This window comes from Cohnella sp. LGH (assembly GCF_017671885.1).
GTDB lineage: Bacteria > Bacillota > Bacilli > Paenibacillales > Paenibacillaceae > Cohnella > Cohnella phaseoli.
Genome location: NZ_CP072117.1, coordinates 8,604,077 through 8,626,897, shown reverse-complemented (window position 1 = coordinate 8,626,897; position 22,821 = coordinate 8,604,077). Strand labels below are relative to the sequence as shown.

Below are 22,821 nucleotides of genomic sequence, written 5' to 3'. Positions count from 1 at the left end.
CGCCAGACGGATACGCCGATCGATCGTCAGGTGAACTTGCATGTTTCTGAGAAAGGGGGCCGTTTGATGAGGGGAATAGGGGAGAAAGTCTGGTTCATTGCAGCAATCCTAATTTTGTTTCTTGTTGGGACGGTTAAAGAGGTTAAGGCGACGAGTTGGGTAGATCTGGAGCCGGAAGAGGTGATGAAACGGTCGAAGGTGGTTGTAAAAGGCGTGTACGACTTCTCGAAAACGCGGAAGGGCAGCGATTTTATTTGGGTCGGGTATAATTTTCATGTGGAACATGTATACAAAGGCCATGCATCCGATCCCCTTATTGTCGGCATAGACGGATTCGATGTCGGTTGGGCGGACGAATTTCAACAAAAACAAGGAAAGTTCCTCTTGTTTCTGGAACAGGCCGAGGGGGCAGACTTCTTAACGCCCGTAGCCGGCCCCAACGGGATGATTCAATTGCTGGACGGCCAAGTTCAGCACCATAACGAGAAGGAACGAGAGAGCTTTAGTCGATTTCTGAAGAGCGCGAAGGGCCATCCTCCGGACCAAACGGAGACATCCTCAAACGACAGCCCCGTCGCGATCCTAATTGTCGTTGCCCTTGCCGTCGTCGCAGCTCTATATGCGGCATACAGATGGCGCAAACGTAAAGAAAGCTCCCTCTAAGCGGCGGTCCTCCGAAAGGAGCCGCCGCTTTCCCTTTCTATGGACCGACTGTCCGGGTTAAACCGTCTCGCCTATTTCTCCAATGTTGTCAGCTTGTCGCCACACCGTCCAGGCGAATAGATTGAGCTTTAGTAAACTAGTGAACCCGAGCCGGGGAGTGGAGGCCAAAAAAGTGCCTTGACGAGACCCGAGCCGGAGAGTGTAGGCAAAAAAAGTGCCTTAAAGCCCACACAATGGCCGCGGTCGCTCATAGTTCCACTAACCTGGCAACATTGTATTCCCCCCAACCTCCCCCTAAATCCGCAATTGTACCCGCCAAAGATTAAAATATGTACCATAATGATTTCCTAGCGTCATTTCGGCACAATCCGGCCCCTCGATATAATGGGAGCATACTTCAGAGAGGGGGTGCACCCGTGCAGCGCGCAGCAGGCGCGAATTCGATGTCGATAAGCGGATCGGTCCGGCGGCCTTCGCTCGCTATTCGAATGCGCCGTTACTGGTTTCTTTATTTGTTGTTTGTTCCGGTTATCGTCTACTATCTTGTCTTTAGATATTATCCGATTTTCCTGCAGGGCATTTTGGCGTTTAAGCAGTACAAGCTATCCTCGGGAATATGGGGCAGCCCCTGGGTCGGCTTCGACAATTTCACCTACGTGTTCGCCAGACCGGATTTTTACAATGTGCTGGAAAATACGATCGTCATCAGCTTGCTGCGAATCGCGTTCGGATTTTTTCCGCCGATTGTGCTGGCGATCCTGCTGTTTGACCTGCGGTCGTCGTGGCTTCGCAGAGTCAGTCAGACGATTTTGTACATTCCGCACTTTTTCTCGTGGGTTATCATCTACGGCATTGTGTTCGCCATGTTCTCGAATACGGGGATGGTTAATCAACTGATCATGGGCATTGGCGGCAGCGAGCAAAATTTCCTGATGGCTCCGGAATGGTTCCGGCCCTTGATCGTCGGCAGCGGCATCTGGAAAGAGATCGGCTGGGGAACGATCATTTATTTGGCGGCGCTGACCGGAATCGATCCGTCGATCTACGAAGCGGCGAAGGTGGATGGAGCGGGACCGCTGCAGCGGATTCGTCACATTACGCTGCCGGGGATTCGTCCGGTCGTCGTCTTCTTATTCACTCTGTCGCTGGGCAGCGTGCTGAACGCCGGCGTGGAGCAAATTTTGCTGTTTTACAGTCCGGCTACCTACGAGGTCGGCGACATTATCGACACGTTCGTTTTCAGGCAGGGGTTAAATCAATTGCAATACAGCATGGCGACGGCAGTAGGGTTGTTCCAGTCGGTAATCGGGCTTATCCTGATTCTGTCGGCCAACTGGCTGGCGAAGCGATATGCTGGAACGGGAATTTGGTAAGGGGGAGAAAAGAATGTCCAACGGGAACGAAAAAGTCTATCAAGCCGTCTCCTCGGCGATCGTGCTTGGGCTGACCCTGCTGTCCGCCATCCCCCTGATCTACGTCATTTCCATGTCATTGGTCAACGAGCAGGAATGGATTGATCGGGGCGGGTTTATTTTATGGCCGCAAAACCCGACCTTAATCGCTTACGAGAGGTTGTTCCAGGGGACCGCCGTGCTGCAGGCACTGAGCGCAACCGTCGTTCGGACGGTGCTCGGCACCGCGCTTGTTCTCCTGATGACGACGTTGGCGGCTTACGTTCTATCGAAGAAGAATTTGCCGGGACGCAAGCCGATGCTTTTCTTTATTCTGGTCACGATCTTGATCGGCGGGGGCCTCATTCCGACGTACCTGGTCGTGCGCGATCTGCATCTGCTCGATTCCGTCTGGGCGCTGATTCTTCCGGGGCTGGTCGATAGCTGGAGCGTGCTGGTGCTGAAACAGTTCTTTGAAAATATTCCCGGAGAGCTGGAGGAATCGGCCGTTATCGACGGAGCGGGGGAAGTGACGCTGATGAGCAAGATTATGATTCCGATGGCGGCGCCGGCTATGGCGGCGATCGGCTTGTTCATCGGGGTCGCGCATTGGAACTCCTGGTTCGACGCTCTAATCTATCTCGACGATTCGAAATGGCATCCGATTCAATTGCTGATCCGCAATATGTTTTCCAGCTCGGAGATCGGAGCGCAGTTCAACAACGCCGGCCAACACAACGCTTTTAATCCGGTGAACCGCGTATCCGCGGAGTCGCTGAAGATGGCGCTTGTCGTCATCGGCACGCTGCCGATTCTATGCGTCTATCCGTTCCTCCAGAAGCATTTCATGAAAGGCATGTATTTAGGGGCGGTCAAAGGGTAACTGCCGGGAATACGGGATGAACAAGACACTACATAAAACCGAAGGAGAGATTTAGACATGGTAAAGTCGTTGACAAAGGGCAAGGTCTGGATGACGGCAGCGCTCGCCTGCGCAGTTCTGCTGCAGACGGCGTGCGGCAACGGAAACGAGGGAGGAACGGCATCAAGCGCCGATCCTTCCGCATCGGCAACGCAAGGGGCATCCTCCGAGCGCGTCAATATCGAGCTGATGGAGGTCGGTTGGGTCAATACGCCGGTTGGCGACAACGATCCGTATAAGAAATGGCTCGACGACAAGTTTAACGTCAACTTCAAGCTGACGGCGCTGCCCGCGGCCGATCTGGAAGCGAAAATACTGACCCGGTTCGCGAGCCAGGAGCCGCCCGATCTCATTTTTACGTACGACAAAAACCAGATTCTGAAGCTGCAGTCTCAAGGCGTGCTCATGGAAGACGTGACGCCGTTGCTGGAGAAGCTTCCTTCCATTAATGGTGCGCTCGACGAGAATGCCAAAACCTTTACAACGCTGGACGGGAAAATGATCGCGATTCCTCGGCCGCCCGAACCGGGCAACTGGACGGTTATGGTGCGCAAGGACTGGCTTGCCAACCTGGGCTTGGAAATTCCGAAGACAAACGACGAATTGATGAACGTCATTCGCAAGTTCACGACGGACGACCCCGACAAGAACGGCAAAGCCGATACGTGGGGCATCAGCTCGGCGGGAGGCGGCAGCAGCCTGGGCGAGATCGGGAACTTCCAAGGCATGTTCGGCCAGTTTTACGGCTTCTATATTCAGGACAATGCGGCGGCGCATGCAGTGACCACCGGAGTTCACAAGCAGTTTCTGGACTTTGTCAAAACGCTGGTCGACGAGAAAACGATCGATCCCGACTGGTATACGCAGGGCTGGGAGCAGCGCAAGCCCAAGCTGTTCGGCAACAAGATCGGAGTCGCATGGTATCCGGGCTCAATCGTCGCCGAGCATGAGAGCCTGCAGGAGAACAAAGGCAATTACGTAGACGTCTGGGAAGCCATCCCGATGCCGAAGGGCTCCGAGAACGGCGGCGTGCGCGGACCTAGCGGGCTGGTGAACGGAATGTATGCGATCTCGGCGAATGCAGCCAAGGATCCGGCCAAGCTGGAGAAGATCGCACAGCTGCTCGAAGGCGTCAGCTACCCGAACGACGGCTACTGGGCGCTTCGCTGGGGCGTTGGCCCCGACGGACAGGAAGTGCTCGATCTGGAGGACGGCTTCAAATTTTATACCGAAGCGCAGGACAAATACCGGAAGGAATATCCGGGCGCATGGGATTACGGTACCTGGATCGGGACGAGCCGGGATAAGGTTCTTCAGAGTACAGCCGACGAGCCGAACGCTACGGGCATGAAGCAGCTGGAGCTGGACGAGAAGGCCAAAGGGTTCGAAGCTACCAAGAACTACAACGACCTGCTGGAGCTCGATCCGCAGCTCGTATCGGACATCACGAAGATGACGGAGGAGTTCCAGATCAAATACATTCTCGGTAAGGAAACGGACTACGACAAGTTCGTGGCTAACTGGAAGAAGGCGGGCGGCGAGCGTCTGCTCGAGGAAGCGGAGAAGCAGTTCAAAGCGATGAACTTAATCCAATAATTCGCTAAGCGCTACGAATCTATCGAGAGGGGACTGGACTGTGACTGTGTCGACAAGCAGCAAGGACGGGTTCAAGATTAACGGTCGGTTCGTCGGATTCATATTGGCTTCATTCGTAATGGTATTCGGCTCGTTCGCGTGGTTTTCTTCGGAAGCCCGCGCGAGCGGCTGGACCAAGCTGTACACCGAGGAAGGGGGAAGAACTCCCTTCGACTTCAACCAGACGGCGACGAGGGGGCAGAAGTTCGCTTCCTCGGGCTTCGATGCCTTGCGGGTGGCCGCACCAAGCTGGGGGAACAACATCGGCAATCTGACGTTGTCCCTGTACGCTTGGAATACCGACTATGCGACAACGACGGCGCAGGCGCCAATCGCGCGGACAACGTTCGTCGATTACGTCGATAACGCCTGGCTGGAGCTTGAATTCCCGATGCAGCCGCAGGGACAATACCTTTGGGAGCTGAGCAACCCGACGGAATGGGTGGGCGTGTACGCGTACGACCGCAAGCCGGGCGATACGTCCGTCTCCTTTGCCGACGGAGCAACGGCTCCGGTGCAGGGCTATAACTATCAAGCCGAAGCCGGATTTGCCTCGGGAGGGTGGAAAGCGCTTTACGAGGCATCCGGAGTTCGGGGGCGGTCGGCCATGGGACTGACGCCGGAAGGGAATATCCTTTCCCGCGGCGAGAAGTTTTACGGCTCTAATTTCGATACGCTTCGCGTGAGGGTGTCGAACTACGAGCAGTTGAATCGCGACGTGACTTTGACCCTGTATGCCTGGAATACGAATTATGCGACTTCGATAGCCGGCCAACCGATTGCGTCCAAAGCGTTCGAGGATCTGCCGTCGGACGACGATTGGATCGAGCTGAACTTTGTTCGGCAGCAGCCCGGCGACTACCTGTGGGTGCTGGACGATCCATCCGGGCATGTCGGCGTATGGACGTATACGGAGAGCGGGCACGGAGCGCAAGCTTTCGTGAACGGATCGACGCAGGGCTTCGGCTTGGGCGCAGGCTTCGATTATATTTCCGAGACGTACGCCTATGCCGCCGTCGCGCCGGGAACGGCCGAGGCTCCAATCGGACCCGCGACCCTGAAGGCAGGGGAGACGGTCGAGTATTATAGCGGAGCCCCCAATGCGGCGGACAACAATCAGGCTTATCTGTTCGACTGGGGAGACGGTACGACATCGCTATCCTCGACCGTCAAGCCGATGAACGGCGGGGACACGTATCGCAAAGGGCGGTCCTCGCACTCCTGGAGCGAGCCAGGCTCGTATTCCGTGAAGGTGCGGGCTTACGATCAGGACGGCAACCCCTCCTCCGGCTGGTCGGCGCCCCTTCAGGTGACAGTGACGGGAGCGAGCGTAAACAACGTTATCAACGGCGTTCAGGTCTACGCTTCCTCCTCCGCTTCGGATTCCGCCCATGCTGCGGCTAAAGCGCTAGACGATAATCCGTCCACCTATTGGTCGAGCAAGCTGTCTTCATACAACGGCTTTAGGGAGGAGCATCTTGCAGTCGATCTGGGCGCAATCTATACCGTCGATCGACTGGCGCTGACCCCGCGGACCGGAGGACAAGGATTCCCGAGGTCGCTGACGCTGTCTTACAGCACGGACGGGCAAATCTGGCACGATGTACCGATACACCGCGAGGCGATCGTGCCGAATCCCGGCAATTCCGACTTCGCTTTGGAAACCGGGGGACTCGCCGCTCGTTACTTCAAAATTGCGGCGAATCGTCTGGGTACGGACGGCCAAGGCCGTTATGCCTTTCAATTGGCGGAGCTGCAAGCGTTCGGGAAGGCGGGTACGAGGTTCCACACATCCAGGGGAGGCGCCTTCGACGCCGATTGGAGCAACCTCTATACCGTCTACGGCCTGGCGCAGAACGAGCTGACGCCGGAAGGCAATCGCTGGCTGAACGGTCCGGGAGGCATTCTCGGCATCGGGCCGACGGAATGGCAGCTATGGTCGGCTCAGAAGCTGAGCTGGACCAAGGAAACGAAGCTGAAGAACGAGCTTTACCAGCAAATGCTGGACGTACCGATGGACGCCGACGGTTTTGTGTGGGCGCACACGTTCGGGCAGAAGCATCTTGACCTATCCAAGCATTATTCCAACAATCCTTTGTACATTATGGGCGTGCATAGGCTCTATATGTGGACCCGGGACGACGCCATGCTGAACAATCCGCTGCCGCCGCTTCCCTACGGGAATGCTCCGGCCTATCCGCAGGGCGTGACCACGCTGCTGGAGAAGACTCGCAAAGCGATGGATTTCATACTGACCGAGCAGCAGGGGGACCAAGGGCTTCTTGTAATAGGCGACCCGGACAATAACGGAACGGCCAACGCACATGCCTCCAACTATTGGGACAACTATCCGATGGGATACAAGAGCGCGTATGAGAACGTCCTGTTTTACGGGGCGGTCCAAGCGATGGCGGAGCTGGAGGATGCCGTCGGCAGCCCGGTTAAGGCGGGGCAGCTGCGCGACCTGCTTCCGGACATCAAGGAAGCGTTCAACGAGACGTTCTGGGACGATCAAACCGGACGTTATATCGGATCGATCGACATCAACGGAGTCGAGCGCGACTACGGGTTCACGTTCCTGAACGCGATGGCCGTCAGGTACGGACTGGCCGATGGGGCGCAGGCGGACTCGATCTACGAATGGCTGGACGGCGAGCGGATCATTCCCGGCGAGACGTCGATGGGGGCGGATATTTACGACTGGGTTTGGGCTCCGCGGGCGAACACTGTCGCGATCGAATCCAAACAGCCGTACTGGTGGTACAGCTACAACGGCGCGATCAGCGTAGCTCCGGGAGGAAGCGCGACTTACGGCAACCATCTGGAAAACGGCGGGGCGATCTTCTATACGTCCTACGACGACATGATGGGCAGATTGCAGTCCGGAGGGGGCGCGGATGGCGCGTTTGCCCGAATGGAGCAAATTCTCGCGGAGTTCCGCCTTGATGAGCTGCGCAGAGATCCTGCCAACAACGTCGGAGCGCCATGGACGATCGGAATTGTCGGGGAATACCCGGAATCGGGCATCGTGCCGCTGGTTATGGCGGACGGCTTCCTCGGTATGACCGCGAAGCCGGACGGCCTGCACATCCGGCCGAATCTGCCGACTGAGCTGGACAATGCAGGGCTGCGCGATGTCGTCTATGCGGGTCAGACGTATCATATCCAGGGAAGCAGGAGCGCTGTCGTCGCTTCCTCGACCACGCTTCCGGACGGAACCGTCGAGATTGTTGTGCCGAACGGTTCGGAATATGTGGTTCCGGGACCGGTGAATACGCCATAACGAATTAAAAACCGAAGCAGAGGACGTAAGAGCATGACGAAAGCAAAATGGATTTGGTATCCGGGAGACTTCGAGCTGTGGCTGCACGCGAGAACGATGATGCGGCGGGACGAGCGAGGCATGTACATCCCGCCGATATGGAAGATCGATTCCTGCCATCCGAATGTCAAGTTCCGCAAGATCGTGGAGCTTGAACGGGGAGAGACGGTTGCAATCGCGGCGAACGGGCGGTTTAACGTCATGGTGAACGGGCGGTACCGGTACGACGCCGCAACGAGCTTCGAGCTGGAAGCCGGTCGGAGCGAGATCGTCGTATCGATCATGAACGATCAAAGCTTGCCGACGATCTACGTCGAGGGAACGACCGTTCATTCGGACGAGAGCTGGAGCGCGTCTTACCAGAACAATAAGTGGACGGACGCCGCCGCGTGGATCTTCGACCGCCCGGAGGAGCCGCCCGTGCTCTACCGTTTGGCGACCGAGCGGATCGAGCCGATCCGCTCGGAGGCCGCCGGTCCGAACGCCCGACTGCTCGATTTCGGCCGGCAGACGTTCGGCTACGTCGAACTTCGCGGCCTCGAAGGCCGGGGCCGGGTTCGCGTCTTCTATGGCGAATCGGAGGAAGAAGCGCAATCGGAGGAGTTTTGCGAAACCTTCGATACGGCCGACATCGGCGGGGAGACAAGCTATACGTTCCCGCTGGGCAGAGCCTTCCGCTATGTTCGGGTTCGAACCGATCCGGGGCTTATCGTCCGGGACGTCGGCGCTCTCTATGAATATCTTCCCCTGGAATACAGGGGAAGCTTTCGCAGCTCCGATCCCCTGTTGAACGAGATCTGGGACATCTCGGTCCGCACCTTGCATTTGAATACAAGGGAATTTTTTCTCGACGGCATCAAGCGCGACCGCTGGGTCTGGTCGGGCGACGCCTACCAGAGCTTTCTGATGAATTATTACAGCTTCTTCGACGAGGCGGTCTGCCGCCGCACGCTGATCGCTCTAAGGGGCAACGATCCGGTCGAGATTCATTTGAACACGATTCTGGACTATTCCTTCTACTGGATTCTCTCTTTGGAGGATTACGTTCTCTATACCGACGATACCGATTTCATCGCGATGATGTACCCGAAGCTCGTTACACTGATGGAATTTTGTCTGAACCGTACGAACGAGAACGGAATGATCGTCGGCGTTCCGGGAGAAGACTGGGTGTTCGTGGATTGGGCGGAGATGAGCAAGGACGGAGAACTTTGCGTGGAGCAAATCCTGCTGTGCCGCTCCTTGGAGATCGTCTGCGGGTTTGCCCGGCAATTCGGACACGAGAATGAGGCTGAACGATACGGTCGTCTCGCGGCGGAGTTGAAGGAGATGGTACTCACGGCCTTCTGGGACGAAGAGCAGGGCGGACTGGTTCACAGTCGGGTCGACGGCGTGCTGAACCGCCATATGACCAAATACGCCAACCTGTTCGCAGTCCTGTTCGGCTATCTGTCTTCGGAGAGGACGGAGACCGTCAAGCGCGAGGTGCTAAAGAACGAGCGCGTACAACCGATAACGACTCCGTATATGAGATTCCACGAGCTGGCCTGCCTGTGCGAGCTTGGCGAACAGGAATACGTACGTGAAGAAATGCGGGCTTACTGGGGCGGTATGCTGAAGCTGGGGGCGACCTCGTTCTGGGAGGAATACGATCCGACCGCCGAAGGGGCGAAGCATTTCGAGATGTACGACAGACCTTTCGGCAAAAGCCTGTGCCACGCCTGGGGGGCGAGCCCGATCTATCTGCTCGGCAAATATTACTTGGGCGTGCGCCCGACCGCACCCGGCTACGCAGCCTATGTCGTCGAGCCTAAACTCGGCGGGCTGGAATGGATGGAAGGAGCCGTCCCCACTCCGGGCGGAACGGTCAGCTTGTACGCAGACGCCTCGACGATCCGGGTTCGATCGGCGCAAGGGGGCATAGGGCTCTTGAAATTCCGGTCGTCGGAGCCGCCTTCAGCAGTCGAGGGAACGGTTAAGCGGATTGGCGACGGCGAGTACGAGCTTGTTCTGGAACGTCCGGACGTTACCTATGAAGTGCGATATACTGCGAGTAACTCTAATTCGTAATATAATAGGTGAAAAGTCGGATCGCCGCTGCTAAGGGGCTGTGGGCAATTGAGGAAATGGCGCCGCTTCAAGATGAGAAATCTTCCGTTATTCGCGAAGATTTCTCTCGTTTTTTCGCTGGTTGTAACCTGTTTCATTCTCTTGATCGGTCTTAGCTCTTATTCGGTCTACCGCAATAGCATGGAAACCCAGGTCGGAGATTTCGTTCCGCAGGTTCTGGAGCAGGTCGGCGCCCGTATCGACGGCTATGTCGACGAGCTGCTGATGGTGCCTCAGTCGATCTTCTATATGCCTGGGGAGAGCGACGCATTGGGGGTTCTGCGCGCCGCCAACGATCCCGCGGTCACGCGTTCGCTGGAATACACCTTGGATCTTCATGCCGTTCTGAATCGGTTGAATTTCAGAACCGGAGAAAATCTGCAATCGATCACCTTCTACTCGTTGGCGGGGGACGCTTACCTCTTAACCAAGGGCGGAGGCATGTGGGTCGAGCGGAATTACAAGGATCAGCCCTGGTACGGGGAGCTGGATACGGAATATTATGCGCCGACGGTCTGGGGGACCTATCAGGACGAGACGGTCACGGGCCGTCCGTACGTCTTCTCGATCGTGCAGCCGGTACAAAGCGCGAAGAGACACCGCATCGACGGCGTCATTCAAGTGTCGGGTTCGATCGAGGCGATCAGCGCGATGATCAGGAAGGTGAATTTCGGAGCCGGCTCGATCGTGTACGTGCTGGATCACCGCAACCACATCGTATTTTCGACCAATCCGTCGGTGATTGGCCAAGCGTGGAATCGCTCTTACGGCTTCGATTGGGGCGAGAGACCGGTCGGTGCGGATTCGTTAGAGCTCGAGTTGGAGGACAAGCCGTATCTGTTCAGCTACAACTGGTCGTCCGACTCGGGCTGGAAGGTCGTCAGCCTGATTCCAAGCGAGAATCTGAGCAAAGGAATTTACCGGATCAAATTTTGGACGTACGCCGTCGTGGCATCGGGAATTCTGATCGTGTTCGGGTTGGCGCTTGCCATCGCGTACGGGTTTACGAAGCCGCTTCGGAAGCTGAGCGATCGGATCAAGCATTTGGATCTTCAGCACCTGGACAAGCCGCCCGACGTAGATCGGCTGGACGAGGTCGGGCATCTGTCCAATTCGTTCCAGAACATGATCAAGCGGATGAACGGCTTGTTCGGCGAAATCACGCATGAGAAAGTGCTAAAGCAGGAGGCCGAGATCAAGGCGCTGCAGAGCCAGATCAACCCTCATTTTATCCACAATGCGTTGGAAACGATCCGGATGACCTACAAGTCGGGCCGGCACGAGAACGGGGAACAGGGCTTGGTTTCGCTCGGGCACGTCCTGCGCTATCAAGCGGCCCAGGAACAGGATGCCATTCCGTTCTTCGCTGAGCTCGAATTTCTGAACAAATACTTGAGTCTGCAGAAGCTTCGCTACGGGGATCGGCTTTCCGTTGACCTGGAGGTGGACCCGGAAGTGGAGAAGCACTCGATCCCTTATATGATTTTACAGCCGTTGGTGGAAAATGCTTTGAAATACGGCGTCTCCTCGTTCGATCATTCAATTGCGCTGACGGTTCGGATCGGCGTCGAGGATGGGTTCATTACGGGAGACGTAATCGACGAAGGCAAAGGAATGTCGCCGGAGCGGCTGGAGCAGGTGATTGCCGAGATGGGCGCCTTCTCGGGCAACCGGCAGGGCGGAATCGGGCTCGCCAACGTCTACCAGCGTCTTCAGCTTTTGTTCGGTCCGTCGGCCGAGCTCCATATCGAAAGCCATCAAGAAGTCGGGACGATCGTCAGCTTTCGCTTTCCGGTCCGCCCGCATAACAAGGGGAAGCTTAAACATGCGAATCCTAATCGTTGACGATGAACAGGAAATCCGCAACGGCATCCGCCATTTGCTGATCGGCTCGGCGTTAGCCGACCGGATCGAAATCGTCGGGACGGCGAACGACGGCCGCGAGGCGATGATCGTGGCCGGCAGCGGGCCGGTAGATCTGATTATTACCGATATTCGTATGCCGGGGATGGACGGCTTGGAGCTGATCCGGCATATTCGTACGGCCAATCCTTCGATCGCTTTCATCATTCTAAGCGGCTATGACGACTTCTCGTATGCTCGCGAAGCGATGCGTTACGGCGCGCTCGACTATCTGCTCAAGCCGGTGGAGGAGCGCGAGCTTCTCGGAATCGTCGAGCGGTTGATCGAGCGGACGAACAAGGAGAAGGAGCCTTCTCTCTATCTGACCCGCGACGAATTCCGCGCTCTCCGGGAGAAGGGGGAATGGGAAGCTGTGGCCCTTTGCGGCGCCGACGAGCTGCCGGAGGAGCGGGTACGGGAGTTGGGCGGCGAACCGATGCTGCAGTGGATGCTGGCCAAGGTGCACTCGGAGGCGGCGAGGGAGCTTGGCGGCATTTACCTTCTGACCGGGGATTCGGCGGTTCCTTTCCGCTATTCCTTTGGGCTCGCGGCGGGGAGCGAACATGAGCTTCGGAATAAGCTTGCCGAATTCGCGCAGCGAGTCCATCATTTCTGCCGGGAAAGGGTGAAGGTGCCGGTCAGCTTCGGGTTATCGGAGCCCGTTCGACAGGAGGGGCAATCCTCCGAAGAGATGCCGATAGACCTGGCTTTCGTCCGAGCGCAGCAGGCGTTGTTTTCCAGAGTGCTGTTGGGCAGCGGCATATATCGGGGGGAGGACATTCAGGAGGCGAAGCATCACCATGCGAGCGAGAAGCTGGAGGCGGCGTTGGAGATTAAAGATTCGGATTCCATCGTTGAGGAAATCGAGGCGCTAATCGAGAGGTGCGTACAGGAGGGCAGCGTGAGTGTGCTGCTCCTGTCTCTGGAGCGTCTCTTGTTCCTCGTTCATCATCGCTGGCAGGTCGACCTCTCTTCCGCCGACGGGACAAGCATGTCCCTCATGAATCGGACGCTTGAAAGTCTGCTGTGGTCGAGCCGCCCCAGCTCGTTAAGGAAGGGCTTGATGGAATGGATTCAAGGCGCGCTTGCTCGACTCGACCCCGCCAGACAGGAAGGGAAAGTGTTGGCCCGCGCCAAGAAATATATTCAAGCCCATCTGCAGCACCCCGTTAATCTGACGGAGGTCAGTCAGGAGACGCTGGTTACCCCGCAATATTTAAGCAAGCTATTTCGCGAGAAGTCCGGCGAGACGTTCATTGAATATATCACCAGGCTGCGGATTGAAGAGGCGAAGCGGCTGCTGGCGGAGCCCGGCGTTAAGGTGTACGAGGTAGCCAGTCAAGTGGGATATAGCAATTGGAAGCATTTTAGCCGCGTATTTAAGCAGCATACGGGCTACGGCCCGGCCGATTACAAAAATCGCATTTTCGTCGACCGAGTCGGGTATCAGCACGAGCTGTGAACGCGGTGAAAATAAGCGGGGCTTATCCGATTAAGAACGTGTCGGATAGGCCCCGCTTATCATTTTTGCAGGATCGCGTCGAGGGATTAGAATGGCAATTTCCAATATTCGCTCACATCGGGAGATTCCAGCTCAAGCTGCACTTCCACATTGCCGAGTGCGTACCAACCGTCCTCCTGCCGCCCGGTATTGGCCAATTGGATGGCCGGCTGGCCGGTATGCGGATTGAGGATCGCAATTTCGAACTGATAATGCCCCAGAGGCATATCCGCCGGAATCCAGATCGCGTTGTCGTAGATGCTGTCGCCCGGAAGCCACTGATTGATATTGGCGTCCGTGAAGAAAACCTTATGATACTGATCGTTTTTCAGACGCAGCGCGAGCGGGAACTTCTTGTAGCAAGGCGCGACGCCCAGGTTCTCCCACCAGGAAGCGAACGCAAGCTTGCCGCCCGGCTTCACCGCTTCAGGGAAGGAGAGCTTGCGCAAAGCGAGGCGATAGCCCATCCGTTTCAGCCAGCGGTCGATATGCGGCTCCCATTCCTTCGGAACCGGCGACGATTTGGCGTTGAAGGAAGAAATATGCCATTTCAGCGATTGGTCGATAATATAATCGACATCCCATCCTTTGTCCTTCCAGTGTTGAATGACCCAGCAAACCTCCAATGAAACGGGGGCCTTCCGCCAAGCGTCCTGCATGCCCGAGCGGATAAGCTGCTGCGGATAATAATCGTGCATATGCGACCAGTCGTCTACATGGTCCCATGCTTTGCCGCACACGTCTCCGAGGCAATCGACGCGCCAACCGACATTGGCCTGGGACAGCCCGAAGCCGTTCGTCTTGTCGTCGGTCAGCAGCATAATGAGCGGCGTTTCTTTGAAGGAGTCCGTATACGCGCTGACTAGCGCCTCTCTCGCTGTCTGGCTCAACAGATTGGAGCCGATGCCTTCTCCCCACGAGCCGACGATGGACAGATCGATGCTTTCCAGGTCCGGATGACCGTCATACCGACTGCCCAGAGCGCGAATAAAGCGTCCGAAATGCTCGGCGTAAGTCGGGTCCTCGGGATCGACCATCCAACCCGGACCGTCATCGAACCTTGGAGGCGGCGTCCCCAACGCTTCGCGATACCACGCAGGAACGTCTTCTTTATCATTAGCGCCGTACGGAGCTATGCGAAGCAATAGGGTTTGCTTGCGCTGGCGGGCCGTCGCAATCGCATGATCGATCAAATCCCAGCGATAGTTGCCCTTCTCCGGCTCCATGTATTTCCAATAGACTCTGAAATAAGCGATCGTCGTTGCCGGATGGTTCTCGTTTTCCAAATTGCCGTCGAAGTCCTGATACACAATCGGAGACCCTTCGGTCCACCCTTTTCCTTCGTTCAGCTTATCTCCGTTAAACCGCTGAAAGGTCATAAATCCGATACCCGGATTAATTAGAACGTCGTCGATCAGCTTCGGTCTGGCGTTAATGATTTTACAGGTACCCATATCGATCTACCCCTTCCGGTGACTTACTTTTAATCGTAAACCAGATCCACGGTATCGCAATTTTAATTTGTTGATATTTTTTGCGATTTGTTTACTCCTTTCCCTCCACATGCACACAGAGCTGCTTTCGCTAAGGAGACATATGTCGCTATTCTTAGAAATATAGTCAATAGGTCCGATAAGCTGGGATATTGGACCCTACTGCCTGATTTTTGAATGTGATACGATATGCGGAAAGAATAGAAGCTGGAAAATGAATCCGATCGAGGAGAAGAGAGGATGGAGCCGATGTACGAGCGTTTGGTGGAGAAACTGAAGACGACTTCCACGATCAGATGGTTTCCCGGTCATGGAGCGGAGGAGAGCTGGATAGAGGAAGCGGAGCAGGAGCTGGGCTTTCGGCTGCCGCCGTCTTATCGCTGGTGGGCGACTCATTACGGCGATGGCTGGTTGAATGGCGGACATATTCTATCGATTGGCGACCCGGAGCATAGAGAATACACCGATAGCGACCTCCTTTACATACATAGGTTGAATAAAGCCGAGGATTGGTGGGTCAGCCGCTTCCCCGACAGGCTGGACGTGTTCATTCCGGATAGCGACGAGCAGTTTTTTTTCGACACGTCGGTTAGGGATGAACAGGGCGAATTTACGGTCATGTGTTACGATCTTATCAATAATGAAATATTCCCGTGTGCTTCGTCATTTGCGGAGTTTCTAGAACGATTGATCGACGAGTACGTATAAATATGAACAAGGGAATTCGAAGAGGTGGCCGGTGGAATTAATTAAATTAAATTGTCCCAATTGCGGCGGGAAGATCCAATATAAAGAAGGGCAAACGCTCAAGTGCCCTTACTGCAAAACGGAGCTGCTGTTGAAGGAAAACAAGGTTTATTTTGTTGAACAGACGATTAACAACTATTACGGAACCCCTCCCGCTCGCACGGCAACTCAACCAAAGGCGAACGCTAAGCAGGTTCTCTTGGTGTTTCTAGTGCTGATCTGCTTTGTGGTCGGATATTTCTTCTTGACGAACAACTCTAAACAATCGGCAGGCGGCGAGGCGAATCAGCCTATTCGGACCATGCCGGAAAGCGAAGTTCTCCTGTTCTTTTTGAGGGATATTTTCGACAAGGGGACTGCGCTGCCATCGGAAGAGGAAATTGCAAGCCTCCGTTACTTGTCCGCCCGTCAAGATGAGGATCAGTGGCATTTTGCTTATAGCTTCGACGATCCGTTTACGAAAGAAAAAGCGGAGATTTTCGACTATGTTGTTACCGACAAAATCTTAAACACGCAAAGAATCGATCAAAAGGATTTTGAAGCTTTTAGCGGGCTTACGGTGTTAAATCTAATGGAAGAGTATGAAATTTCGCAAAATCAGGAAATCAGCTTTCGTCAAATACAAGGCTTAAAGAGCTATAAAGGCGGTTTTAACGAATCGTTCGGACGGTTTGCCCAATATTTTGGCGATAAAGCGAAAATCGTAGATCTCTCGACTCAAATCCGCAGCAATGCGGAATTGGCTTTGCTATTGGATTTTCCGAACCTGCAGTCGCTTAAAATCACGTATGTCGACGAGTCGGTGACGGATTTTCATCTGCTGAACCAATTGTCCCTGAAGTCGTTGTCCTTGAACGGGATCGACGATCTGAAGTGGTTGTCCGCATTAACGGGTCTGGAATCGCTGGTTATCAGCTATAGCGAGGCGACCGATTTCAGCGCGCTTTACTCGTTAAGCCAATTGCGGGAATTGAAGCTCTCCTTTACGCAGAACTTAAAAACGCTCGATTTTCTGCAAAATATGCCGAACCTGCAATCGCTCGATCTCGAGAACGCCGGCATTTCGAACCTGGAGAGCCTTAGAAATAAGCTGTCATTGACGAAGCTGCGTCTGTCCAGCATGAGCAAGCTGGGCTCTGTCGAGCCCGTGAGCAGCTTGACTTCGCTAACGGAATTAGCGATAACCGGCTATTACGGATCCGAGGCGGCCTTAAAGCTGCCCAATCTGAAGATAGCCGAAATGCCGGATACCCTCCTCCCCATGCTGGAGGCGCCCGCATTGCAATCGCTGACGAGTTACCAGCGCAGAAATGATCTGGATGGGGAGCAGCTATTGAAGTATCCGAAGTTGGAATGGCTTTCCTTGGAGGATTTCGGCGACTTCACTCATATTCGCGCTTTAGACAGCCTGCCTAAGCTGCAAACCTTAAATCTCATCGATATGTCTTTTTACGAGGAAACGAGTGAATTGTTCGGTTTGAAGCATGTGACCACAATCAATTGCAACGAATGTAGTTTCCAGATCAACACAAAACAGCCGTTTGCGAACGCCTCGCTGGAGCATCTGATCTTAAATGATATATCATTCCGGATCGGCAACGAAGATTGGCTGAATGAGGTGGATAAGGCAATGCCTTACTTCGCGGGTCTGACGGCATTGCGTTCCTTCACGATGCAGGACAGCTCGCTTCAATCGTTGGATTTTATGAAGGGTTGGCAGAAAATCGAGGTACTTCATCTGGAGAACAATGCGATTTCCAACGTAGAGCCTTTGACCTCGCTGTCTAATTTGCGGAAGCTGTATCTTGTCGGAAATCCGGCGCAAAACAAAACTGTGCTCGATAAGGGGATTTTGGTTTATTAAGTGGGCGGTAGGGCGGAGGAGCTGGCTGTGGGGTGAGGGCAAAGAAAGTGCCTTGCGCTGCCCAAAGCTGCAGGGTGAAGGCCAAAAAAGTGCCTCCGCGCTGCCCGAGCTGCGGCGTGGAGGCCAAGAATGTGCCTCCGCGCTGCCCAAGCTGTGGGATGAAGGCCAAAAATGTGCCTTGACGCTGCCCAAGCTGTGGGATGAAGGCCAAAAATGTGCCTTGACGCTGCCCAAGCTGTGGGATGAAGGCCAAAAATGTGCCTTGACGCTGCCCAAGCTGCGGGGTGAAGGCCAAGAATGTGCCTCCGCGCTGCCCAAGCTGTGGGATGAAGGCCAAGAAAGTGCCTCCGCGCTGCCCGAGCTGCGGGGTGAAGGCCAAGAAAGTGCCTCCGCGCTGCCCAAGCTGTGGGGTGAAGGCCAAGAAAGTGCCTCCGCGCTGCCCGAGCTGCGGGGTGAAGGCCAAGAAAGTGCCTCCGCGCTGCCCAAGCTGTGGGGTGAAGGCCAAAAATGTGCCTATGTGCCTTAATGCCCAACGGCTGAGGTCGCGCACTCCGCTTGACCTGACAATATTGGCGCACATACTCCCGGCGGCCCGCCGGGATTTCGCGCGAGGCTAAGCTATTTTTCTTTAATCCGTTTAAGATCCCGATGACTAGAATTGAGATTATAATTTCCTTCCCAATAAGCTCCTTTTTCCGTTTCTCGGCTTCCCGAAGTTCTCTTCGCACCTCTCTTCGATACTCTTCTTCCTCGCATATTTTCTGTTTTATCTCCCAATCCAGCATAGATCCAGCGTCCCCGTTTCCGAAGTCATCTTACCCTTCAATTTTGACCGCTTAGGGCAAATCCGTTTCTAAATCTCACGCCACCGCTTAGATTAAGGGATGAGAAATACTTGAAGCGTGAGGTGGCTCCTATGAAAAAAGTAAGCCGAATATTGGTGTGCGTAATCGTCTTGATTGGAATCGGGTTTGGGGTGTTGGCTTATATGAACAGGCCGATATCCGAAGAGGCTGTTAACGAGAAAATCGAGAACCACCTAACGAAAATCGTAGCAAAAAACGAGTCGTTATCGAGCGCGTTATTAACCATTTACTCCAACAAGACCGGCTATTTTAAACAGTTTGCCGTAGGCCCCCAAAAGCTCTCTTCGGATCAACCCGTACAGATCGATAGTCCGTACCATTCGGCCAGCGTAGGCAAAACAATGTGTGCGGTCATCTTTGGCTTATTGGCAGACGAAGGGAAAATCAATTTGGACGATAAAATCAACGCATGGTTGGATAAGGACATCCTTGAGGGGTTATTTGCGATAGAAGGCAACGATTATAGCGACCAGGTGACTCTAAAACATTTGCTTACCCATACTTCGGGGATCGGGGATTATTTCGAAGGTCCGGTCAGAAGCGGCGAGCCGATGCTGGAGAGGATCACAGCTAATCCGGATCTTTTGTTTACTCCGAAGGAGCTGGTGGCATTCACTAGAGAGAACCAGGTTCCTGTCGGACAGCCCGGACAGCAGTTTTACTATTCGGATACGGGGTATATTTTACTGGGCCTCATTTTGGAGGAGATTGAAGGGATAGCGTATGCGGATATTTTGGAAAAACGCATATTCGAGCCCTTGGACATGAAGGACAGCTATTTGAAGCTCTTTAACGATAAGGAGCATTCGGCCGACATTTTAGGAGTCTATTTGAACGGCATCGACTTTAGCGACAAAAATGCTTTATCGGTGGATTGGTCGGGCGGCGGAGTCGTGACCACGATGAATGATCTGCTAAAGTTCATGAGGGCGTTGGAAAGCGGGGAGCTTCTGTCCGATCAGGGCTATAGCCAAATGACGACTTTTAACCAACGCTACGACAAAGGGATTTATTACGGCATGGGGATGATGTACTTCGACTTTAGCGAACTGTCCTTTCTGTTGAAGCTAACTCCAATGACGAATGTTTACGGCGCTGTAGGAGCTACGGGCTCGTACGCACTCTATGATAAAGAAGAGGATACGTATTTTATCGCTAATTTCGGTTCGCTTGATTTTGCGGCAAAAGGAATAGAAGAGCTGGTAAAAATAAGAATGATTTATGATAGGATAAAAGTGGAATAAATACTTCCGTCGCGAGGGGACACGATGGTTCAATTACTGTGTTCGGCTAAGGTTTGCGAGAAATTGAAGCAGGAACTGTCCAAGCACCGCATCGAAATTCAGCCGGACAGCGATTGGGTCCTCGTTGAGAGAGGCTATGACCTCCCCGACGGGAAGCTGTGCATCGTATTCGAGGCCATTGATTACATGGATGTAGTTAAACTTCTCGTATCCGGCGCGTACGAAGACATCCATTTAAGGGATACGTTGACGGGCCTGAGCGGAAGTAAATTTGCAGTTATTGAACCAAGGGACGTTTTGTTTCTGGAAGCGGGGTCCGACGGTCTTATGGCCTATGCGAAGTCCAACCGCTATAGTATCAAAGAAACGTTGCAGTACTACGAGAATATATGGGCAGCCAAAGGATTTGTGCGAATCAATAAATCCCAGCTTGTTAACTTGCTGCACGTCAAAGAAATAATCCCCTGGTTCAACTCCAGATATGTGCTAAGAATGGACAACAACACAGAATTGGAAGTCTCGAAAATGTTCTCAAAAAAGCTTAGAAACACACTTAAAATGTAGGAGAGCAGCCATGGAGAAAATTAATTTGGAGAACGTGATCAAGTCGTTTTTTCTCGGGCTCTTTCTGGGCGTCCTCCTCCAGTTCTACAGTCGTGCGAATGTGCTGTTCGAGTATAAGGTATTAGCCGTATTAGCCAGCGGAAGCATCGGATTCATCATTGGTTTAATTACAGAATGGCTGACCTCTTTGCTGCCGATTCGTATGGCAAATTCGCGAATGTACTTTTTTATTAACAATCTGATTGCTTTGCTTGTTGCGACAATTCTTATGGTGTCTTTGATCCTGATCACAGGCAGCAAAGCGGAACACAAAGCAGAGTTCGTCCCGCTATTATCGATCGTGCTTGGCGTCATTTGCATAGCCAATCTGACGGATTATATGATGTATCGTCGCGCACAAAATAAACTGCAAAGCTTTAAGGCGTTGATTAAAGAGGAGTGAATGCCCGCTCGAGCGAATTCGCTTGACATCTCGGCGCGGGTAATATAACATTTTTCTTAATATTTCAATACGTTGAAGAGGACTAGTAGGGTTTTCCGAACGACCAGAGAGCTGTTGGTTGGTGCGAAACAGCCGTAAGGGAATCTGAACTCGCCTTGGAGTAGCTCGCTGAAATTCCCAAGTAGGTGGAGCCGGCAGCCTGACCGTTATCATCAGGAGGGTAAGAGGTTGATGCTACAGCCTCATGCCTGCAGAGTGCATGCCGTTGTCGGCATGAATTCAGAGTGGTACCGCGTAAGACATCACAGTCTTTCGTCTCTGTTAACGGAGATGAAGGGCTTTTTTTGTATTTCGTCCATCTCCATGATTAAGGCCAAGAAACGGATGAGGGGAAGGTATTTATGGAAAATGTAAACAAGTATGCCAGAGGGTATTTCATGCCTCCGCAAACCAGCTTGAAGTGGACCCAGAAGGAGTATATTACCGAGGCGCCGACATGGTGCAGCGTCGATCTTCGCGACGGCAACCAGGCGTTGATCGTGCCGATGAACCTGGAGGAAAAGCTGGAATATTTCCAGATGCTTGTGAAAATCGGCTTTAAGGAGATCGAGGTCGGCTTTCCTGCCGCATCGGAGACGGAATTTGCGTTCCTGCGCACCTTGATCGAGCGCGACCTGATTCCCGACGACGTCACGATCCAGGTTCTCACCCAGTCGCGGGAGCACATTATCCGCAAAACGTTCGAATCGCTGAGAGGCACGAAAAAGGCCGTCGTTCACCTGTACAACTCCACCTCCGTGGCGCAGCGGGAGCAAGTATTCCGCAAGTCCAAAGAAGAAATTATCGATATTGCCGTAACCGGCGCCAAGCTGCTGAAGGAATGCGCGGAGGAGACGGAAGGTAACTTCCAATTCCAATATTCGCCGGAAAGCTTTACGGGCACGGAAATCGAGTTTTCTCTGGAGATATGTAACAGTGTGCTTGACGTTTGGCAGCCGACCGCGGACAATCCGGTCATCATCAACCTGCCGGCAACGGTATCCATGTCGATGCCTCACGTTTACGCCAGCCAAATCGAATATATGAGCGAGCATTTGAAATACCGGGACAATGTCATTGTATCGATTCACCCGCACAACGACAGAGGAACGGGCGTAGCGGACGCGGAGCTGGGGATGCTGGCCGGAGCTCAACGGGTTGAAGGCACGCTGTTCGGCAACGGCGAGCGGACGGGCAACGTGGACATCGTTACGCTGGCCTTGAACATGTTCTCGCACGGCGTGGACCCTAAGCTGTCTTTTGAAAATATTCCTGAGATCATCGGCGTGTACGAGCGGTTGACCAAGATGAACGTGGATGAAAGGCATCCGTACGGCGGCGAGCTTGTGTTCACCGCATTCTCCGGTTCGCATCAGGATGCGATCGCCAAAGGAATGAAGTACCGCGAGGACAACAGCTCCGCGCACTGGTCGGTTCCTTATCTGTTGATCGATCCGAAGGATATCGGCAGACAGTACGAGGGCGATATTATCCGCATCAACAGCCAATCGGGCAAGGGCGGAATCGGTTATATTTTGCAGCAGAAATACGGTCTCGATCTTCCTCCGAAAATGCGCGAGCACTTCGGTTACTGCGTCAAAAACGTCTCCGACCACCAGCAGAAAGAGCTGATGCCGGACGAAATCTACGACATTTTCCGCAAGGAATACGTCAATATCAACGCTCCCGTAGGGCTGGTGAAGTACCGCGTCAAGGACGACGAGGACAACTTCCAAACAACGGTTGCTCTCCGTTCGGGAGAAGACGTTACGGAAATTACCGGCTCCGGAGACGGAAGACTCGATTCGATTAGCAACGCGCTGCAAGCTCATCTCGGAATCGCGTACAGCGATCTGGTCTATACGGAACATGCGCTTGAGACGGGCTCTAAATCCCAAGCCGTCTCCTATATCGGGATCAAGGCTGCCGACGGCGTCGTTCATTGGGGCTGCGGTATCGACGTAGATATTATGAACTCGTCTGTAAAAGCTCTGTTCAGCGCTGTCAATCAAATGATCGGCTCCAAATAGCGCGTTCATAATTCCTGCGATTCAGTCGAGGAGATTTCTGGTATGATAGTGTGGAAAGTACCATTTATATGACTGGAGGCACTTACG

Annotated in this window: 16 protein-coding genes and 1 other annotated feature; of the genes, 15 read left to right on the top strand and 1 reads right to left on the bottom strand. The window is 54.0% G+C overall.

Annotated elements, in window-relative coordinates; all coding sequences use genetic code 11:
* Positions 1 to 66 precede the first annotated feature (66 nt).
* The 8 genes from J4772_RS35545 to J4772_RS35510 all read left to right on the top strand — a co-directional run bounded on the left by J4772_RS35545 (position 67) and on the right by J4772_RS35510 (position 13,406).
* Positions 67 to 663, top strand: a complete 597-nt coding sequence (locus J4772_RS35545) for a hypothetical protein (protein ID WP_209073499.1) — start codon at positions 67 to 69, stop codon at positions 661 to 663.
* Positions 664 to 1,079: 416 nt separating this feature from the next.
* Positions 1,080 to 2,036, top strand: a complete 957-nt coding sequence (locus J4772_RS35540) for an ABC transporter permease (RefSeq protein ID WP_247740940.1) — start codon at positions 1,080 to 1,082, stop codon at positions 2,034 to 2,036.
* Between the two features lie 13 nt (positions 2,037 to 2,049).
* A complete protein-coding gene (locus J4772_RS35535; protein ID WP_209073498.1) occupies positions 2,050 to 2,937 on the top strand; it encodes a carbohydrate ABC transporter permease in 888 nt (295 codons plus the stop codon).
* A gap of 57 nt (positions 2,938 to 2,994) precedes the next feature.
* Positions 2,995 to 4,572 carry a type 2 periplasmic-binding domain-containing protein gene (locus tag J4772_RS35530; protein ID WP_209073497.1) on the top strand — a complete coding sequence of 526 codons (1,578 nt, stop codon included), beginning with the start codon at positions 2,995 to 2,997 and terminating at the stop codon, positions 4,570 to 4,572.
* A gap of 40 nt (positions 4,573 to 4,612) precedes the next feature.
* On the top strand, positions 4,613 to 7,894 hold the full coding sequence (locus J4772_RS35525) for a discoidin domain-containing protein (RefSeq protein ID WP_209073496.1): 3,282 nt from the start codon (positions 4,613 to 4,615) through the stop codon (positions 7,892 to 7,894).
* Between the two features lie 33 nt (positions 7,895 to 7,927).
* Positions 7,928 to 10,003, top strand: coding sequence for an alpha-L-rhamnosidase-related protein (locus J4772_RS35520; RefSeq protein ID WP_209073495.1), 2,076 nt, complete (start codon positions 7,928 to 7,930; stop codon positions 10,001 to 10,003).
* 48 nt (positions 10,004 to 10,051) lie between these two features.
* Positions 10,052 to 11,887, top strand: coding sequence for a cache domain-containing sensor histidine kinase (locus J4772_RS35515; RefSeq protein ID WP_209073494.1), 1,836 nt, complete (start codon positions 10,052 to 10,054; stop codon positions 11,885 to 11,887).
* Positions 11,868 to 13,406 carry a response regulator transcription factor gene (locus tag J4772_RS35510; protein WP_209073493.1) on the top strand — a complete coding sequence of 513 codons (1,539 nt, stop codon included), beginning with the start codon at positions 11,868 to 11,870 and terminating at the stop codon, positions 13,404 to 13,406. The genes J4772_RS35515 and J4772_RS35510 overlap by 20 nt, the downstream gene beginning before the upstream one ends.
* Before the next feature lie 86 nt (positions 13,407 to 13,492).
* Here the strand turns inward: J4772_RS35510 and J4772_RS35505 are convergent, their stop codons facing one another.
* Positions 13,493 to 14,899, bottom strand: a complete 1,407-nt coding sequence (locus tag J4772_RS35505; protein ID WP_209073492.1) for a DUF4832 domain-containing protein — start codon at positions 14,897 to 14,899, stop codon at positions 13,493 to 13,495.
* Between the two features lie 279 nt (positions 14,900 to 15,178).
* Here J4772_RS35505 and J4772_RS35500 point away from each other — a divergent pair, with 279 nt between their 5' ends.
* The 7 genes from J4772_RS35500 to leuA all read left to right on the top strand — a co-directional run bounded on the left by J4772_RS35500 (position 15,179) and on the right by leuA (position 22,734).
* Positions 15,179 to 15,646 carry an SMI1/KNR4 family protein gene (locus J4772_RS35500; protein ID WP_342772537.1) on the top strand — a complete coding sequence of 156 codons (468 nt, stop codon included), beginning with the start codon at positions 15,179 to 15,181 and terminating at the stop codon, positions 15,644 to 15,646.
* A 31-nt stretch (positions 15,647 to 15,677) separates the two neighbouring features.
* Positions 15,678 to 17,549 (top strand): leucine-rich repeat domain-containing protein, encoded by a 1,872-nt coding sequence (locus J4772_RS35495; RefSeq protein WP_209073491.1) that lies wholly within the window; start codon positions 15,678 to 15,680, stop codon positions 17,547 to 17,549.
* Between the two features lie 52 nt (positions 17,550 to 17,601).
* Positions 17,602 to 18,075: a hypothetical protein gene (locus tag J4772_RS35490; RefSeq protein WP_209073490.1), complete on the top strand. Its 474-nt coding sequence runs from the start codon at positions 17,602 to 17,604 to the stop codon at positions 18,073 to 18,075.
* Between the two features lie 390 nt (positions 18,076 to 18,465).
* Positions 18,466 to 19,659 carry a serine hydrolase domain-containing protein gene (locus J4772_RS35485; protein ID WP_209073489.1) on the top strand — a complete coding sequence of 398 codons (1,194 nt, stop codon included), beginning with the start codon at positions 18,466 to 18,468 and terminating at the stop codon, positions 19,657 to 19,659.
* Between the two features lie 24 nt (positions 19,660 to 19,683).
* Complete coding sequence (locus J4772_RS35480) at positions 19,684 to 20,223, top strand: LytTR family DNA-binding domain-containing protein (protein WP_209073488.1); 540 nt, start codon at positions 19,684 to 19,686, stop codon at positions 20,221 to 20,223.
* Between the two features lie 10 nt (positions 20,224 to 20,233).
* Positions 20,234 to 20,665, top strand: coding sequence for a hypothetical protein (locus J4772_RS35475; RefSeq protein ID WP_209073487.1), 432 nt, complete (start codon positions 20,234 to 20,236; stop codon positions 20,663 to 20,665).
* Between the two features lie 63 nt (positions 20,666 to 20,728).
* Positions 20,729 to 20,988: a binding site (T-box leader), on the top strand.
* A gap of 78 nt (positions 20,989 to 21,066) precedes the next feature.
* Positions 21,067 to 22,734 (top strand): 2-isopropylmalate synthase, encoded by a 1,668-nt coding sequence (leuA, locus tag J4772_RS35470; protein ID WP_209073486.1) that lies wholly within the window; start codon positions 21,067 to 21,069, stop codon positions 22,732 to 22,734.
* Positions 22,735 to 22,821 lie beyond the last annotated feature (87 nt).

Coding starts and splice junctions, on each gene's coding strand:
- J4772_RS35545 (WP_209073499.1), top strand. CDS start 67: ATGAGGGGAATAGGGGAGAAAGTCTGGTTCATTGCAGCAATCCTAATT.
- J4772_RS35535 (WP_209073498.1), top strand. CDS start 2,050: ATGTCCAACGGGAACGAAAAAGTCTATCAAGCCGTCTCCTCGGCGATC.
- J4772_RS35530 (WP_209073497.1), top strand. CDS start 2,995: ATGGTAAAGTCGTTGACAAAGGGCAAGGTCTGGATGACGGCAGCGCTC.
- J4772_RS35520 (WP_209073495.1), top strand. CDS start 7,928: ATGACGAAAGCAAAATGGATTTGGTATCCGGGAGACTTCGAGCTGTGG.
- J4772_RS35510 (WP_209073493.1), top strand. CDS start 11,868: ATGCGAATCCTAATCGTTGACGATGAACAGGAAATCCGCAACGGCATC.
- J4772_RS35505 (WP_209073492.1), bottom strand. CDS start 14,899: ATGGGTACCTGTAAAATCATTAACGCCAGACCGAAGCTGATCGACGAC.
- J4772_RS35500 (WP_342772537.1), top strand. CDS start 15,179: ATGGAGCCGATGTACGAGCGTTTGGTGGAGAAACTGAAGACGACTTCC.
- J4772_RS35485 (WP_209073489.1), top strand. CDS start 18,466: ATGAAAAAAGTAAGCCGAATATTGGTGTGCGTAATCGTCTTGATTGGA.
- J4772_RS35480 (WP_209073488.1), top strand. CDS start 19,684: ATGGTTCAATTACTGTGTTCGGCTAAGGTTTGCGAGAAATTGAAGCAG.
- J4772_RS35475 (WP_209073487.1), top strand. CDS start 20,234: ATGGAGAAAATTAATTTGGAGAACGTGATCAAGTCGTTTTTTCTCGGG.
- leuA (WP_209073486.1), top strand. CDS start 21,067: ATGGAAAATGTAAACAAGTATGCCAGAGGGTATTTCATGCCTCCGCAA.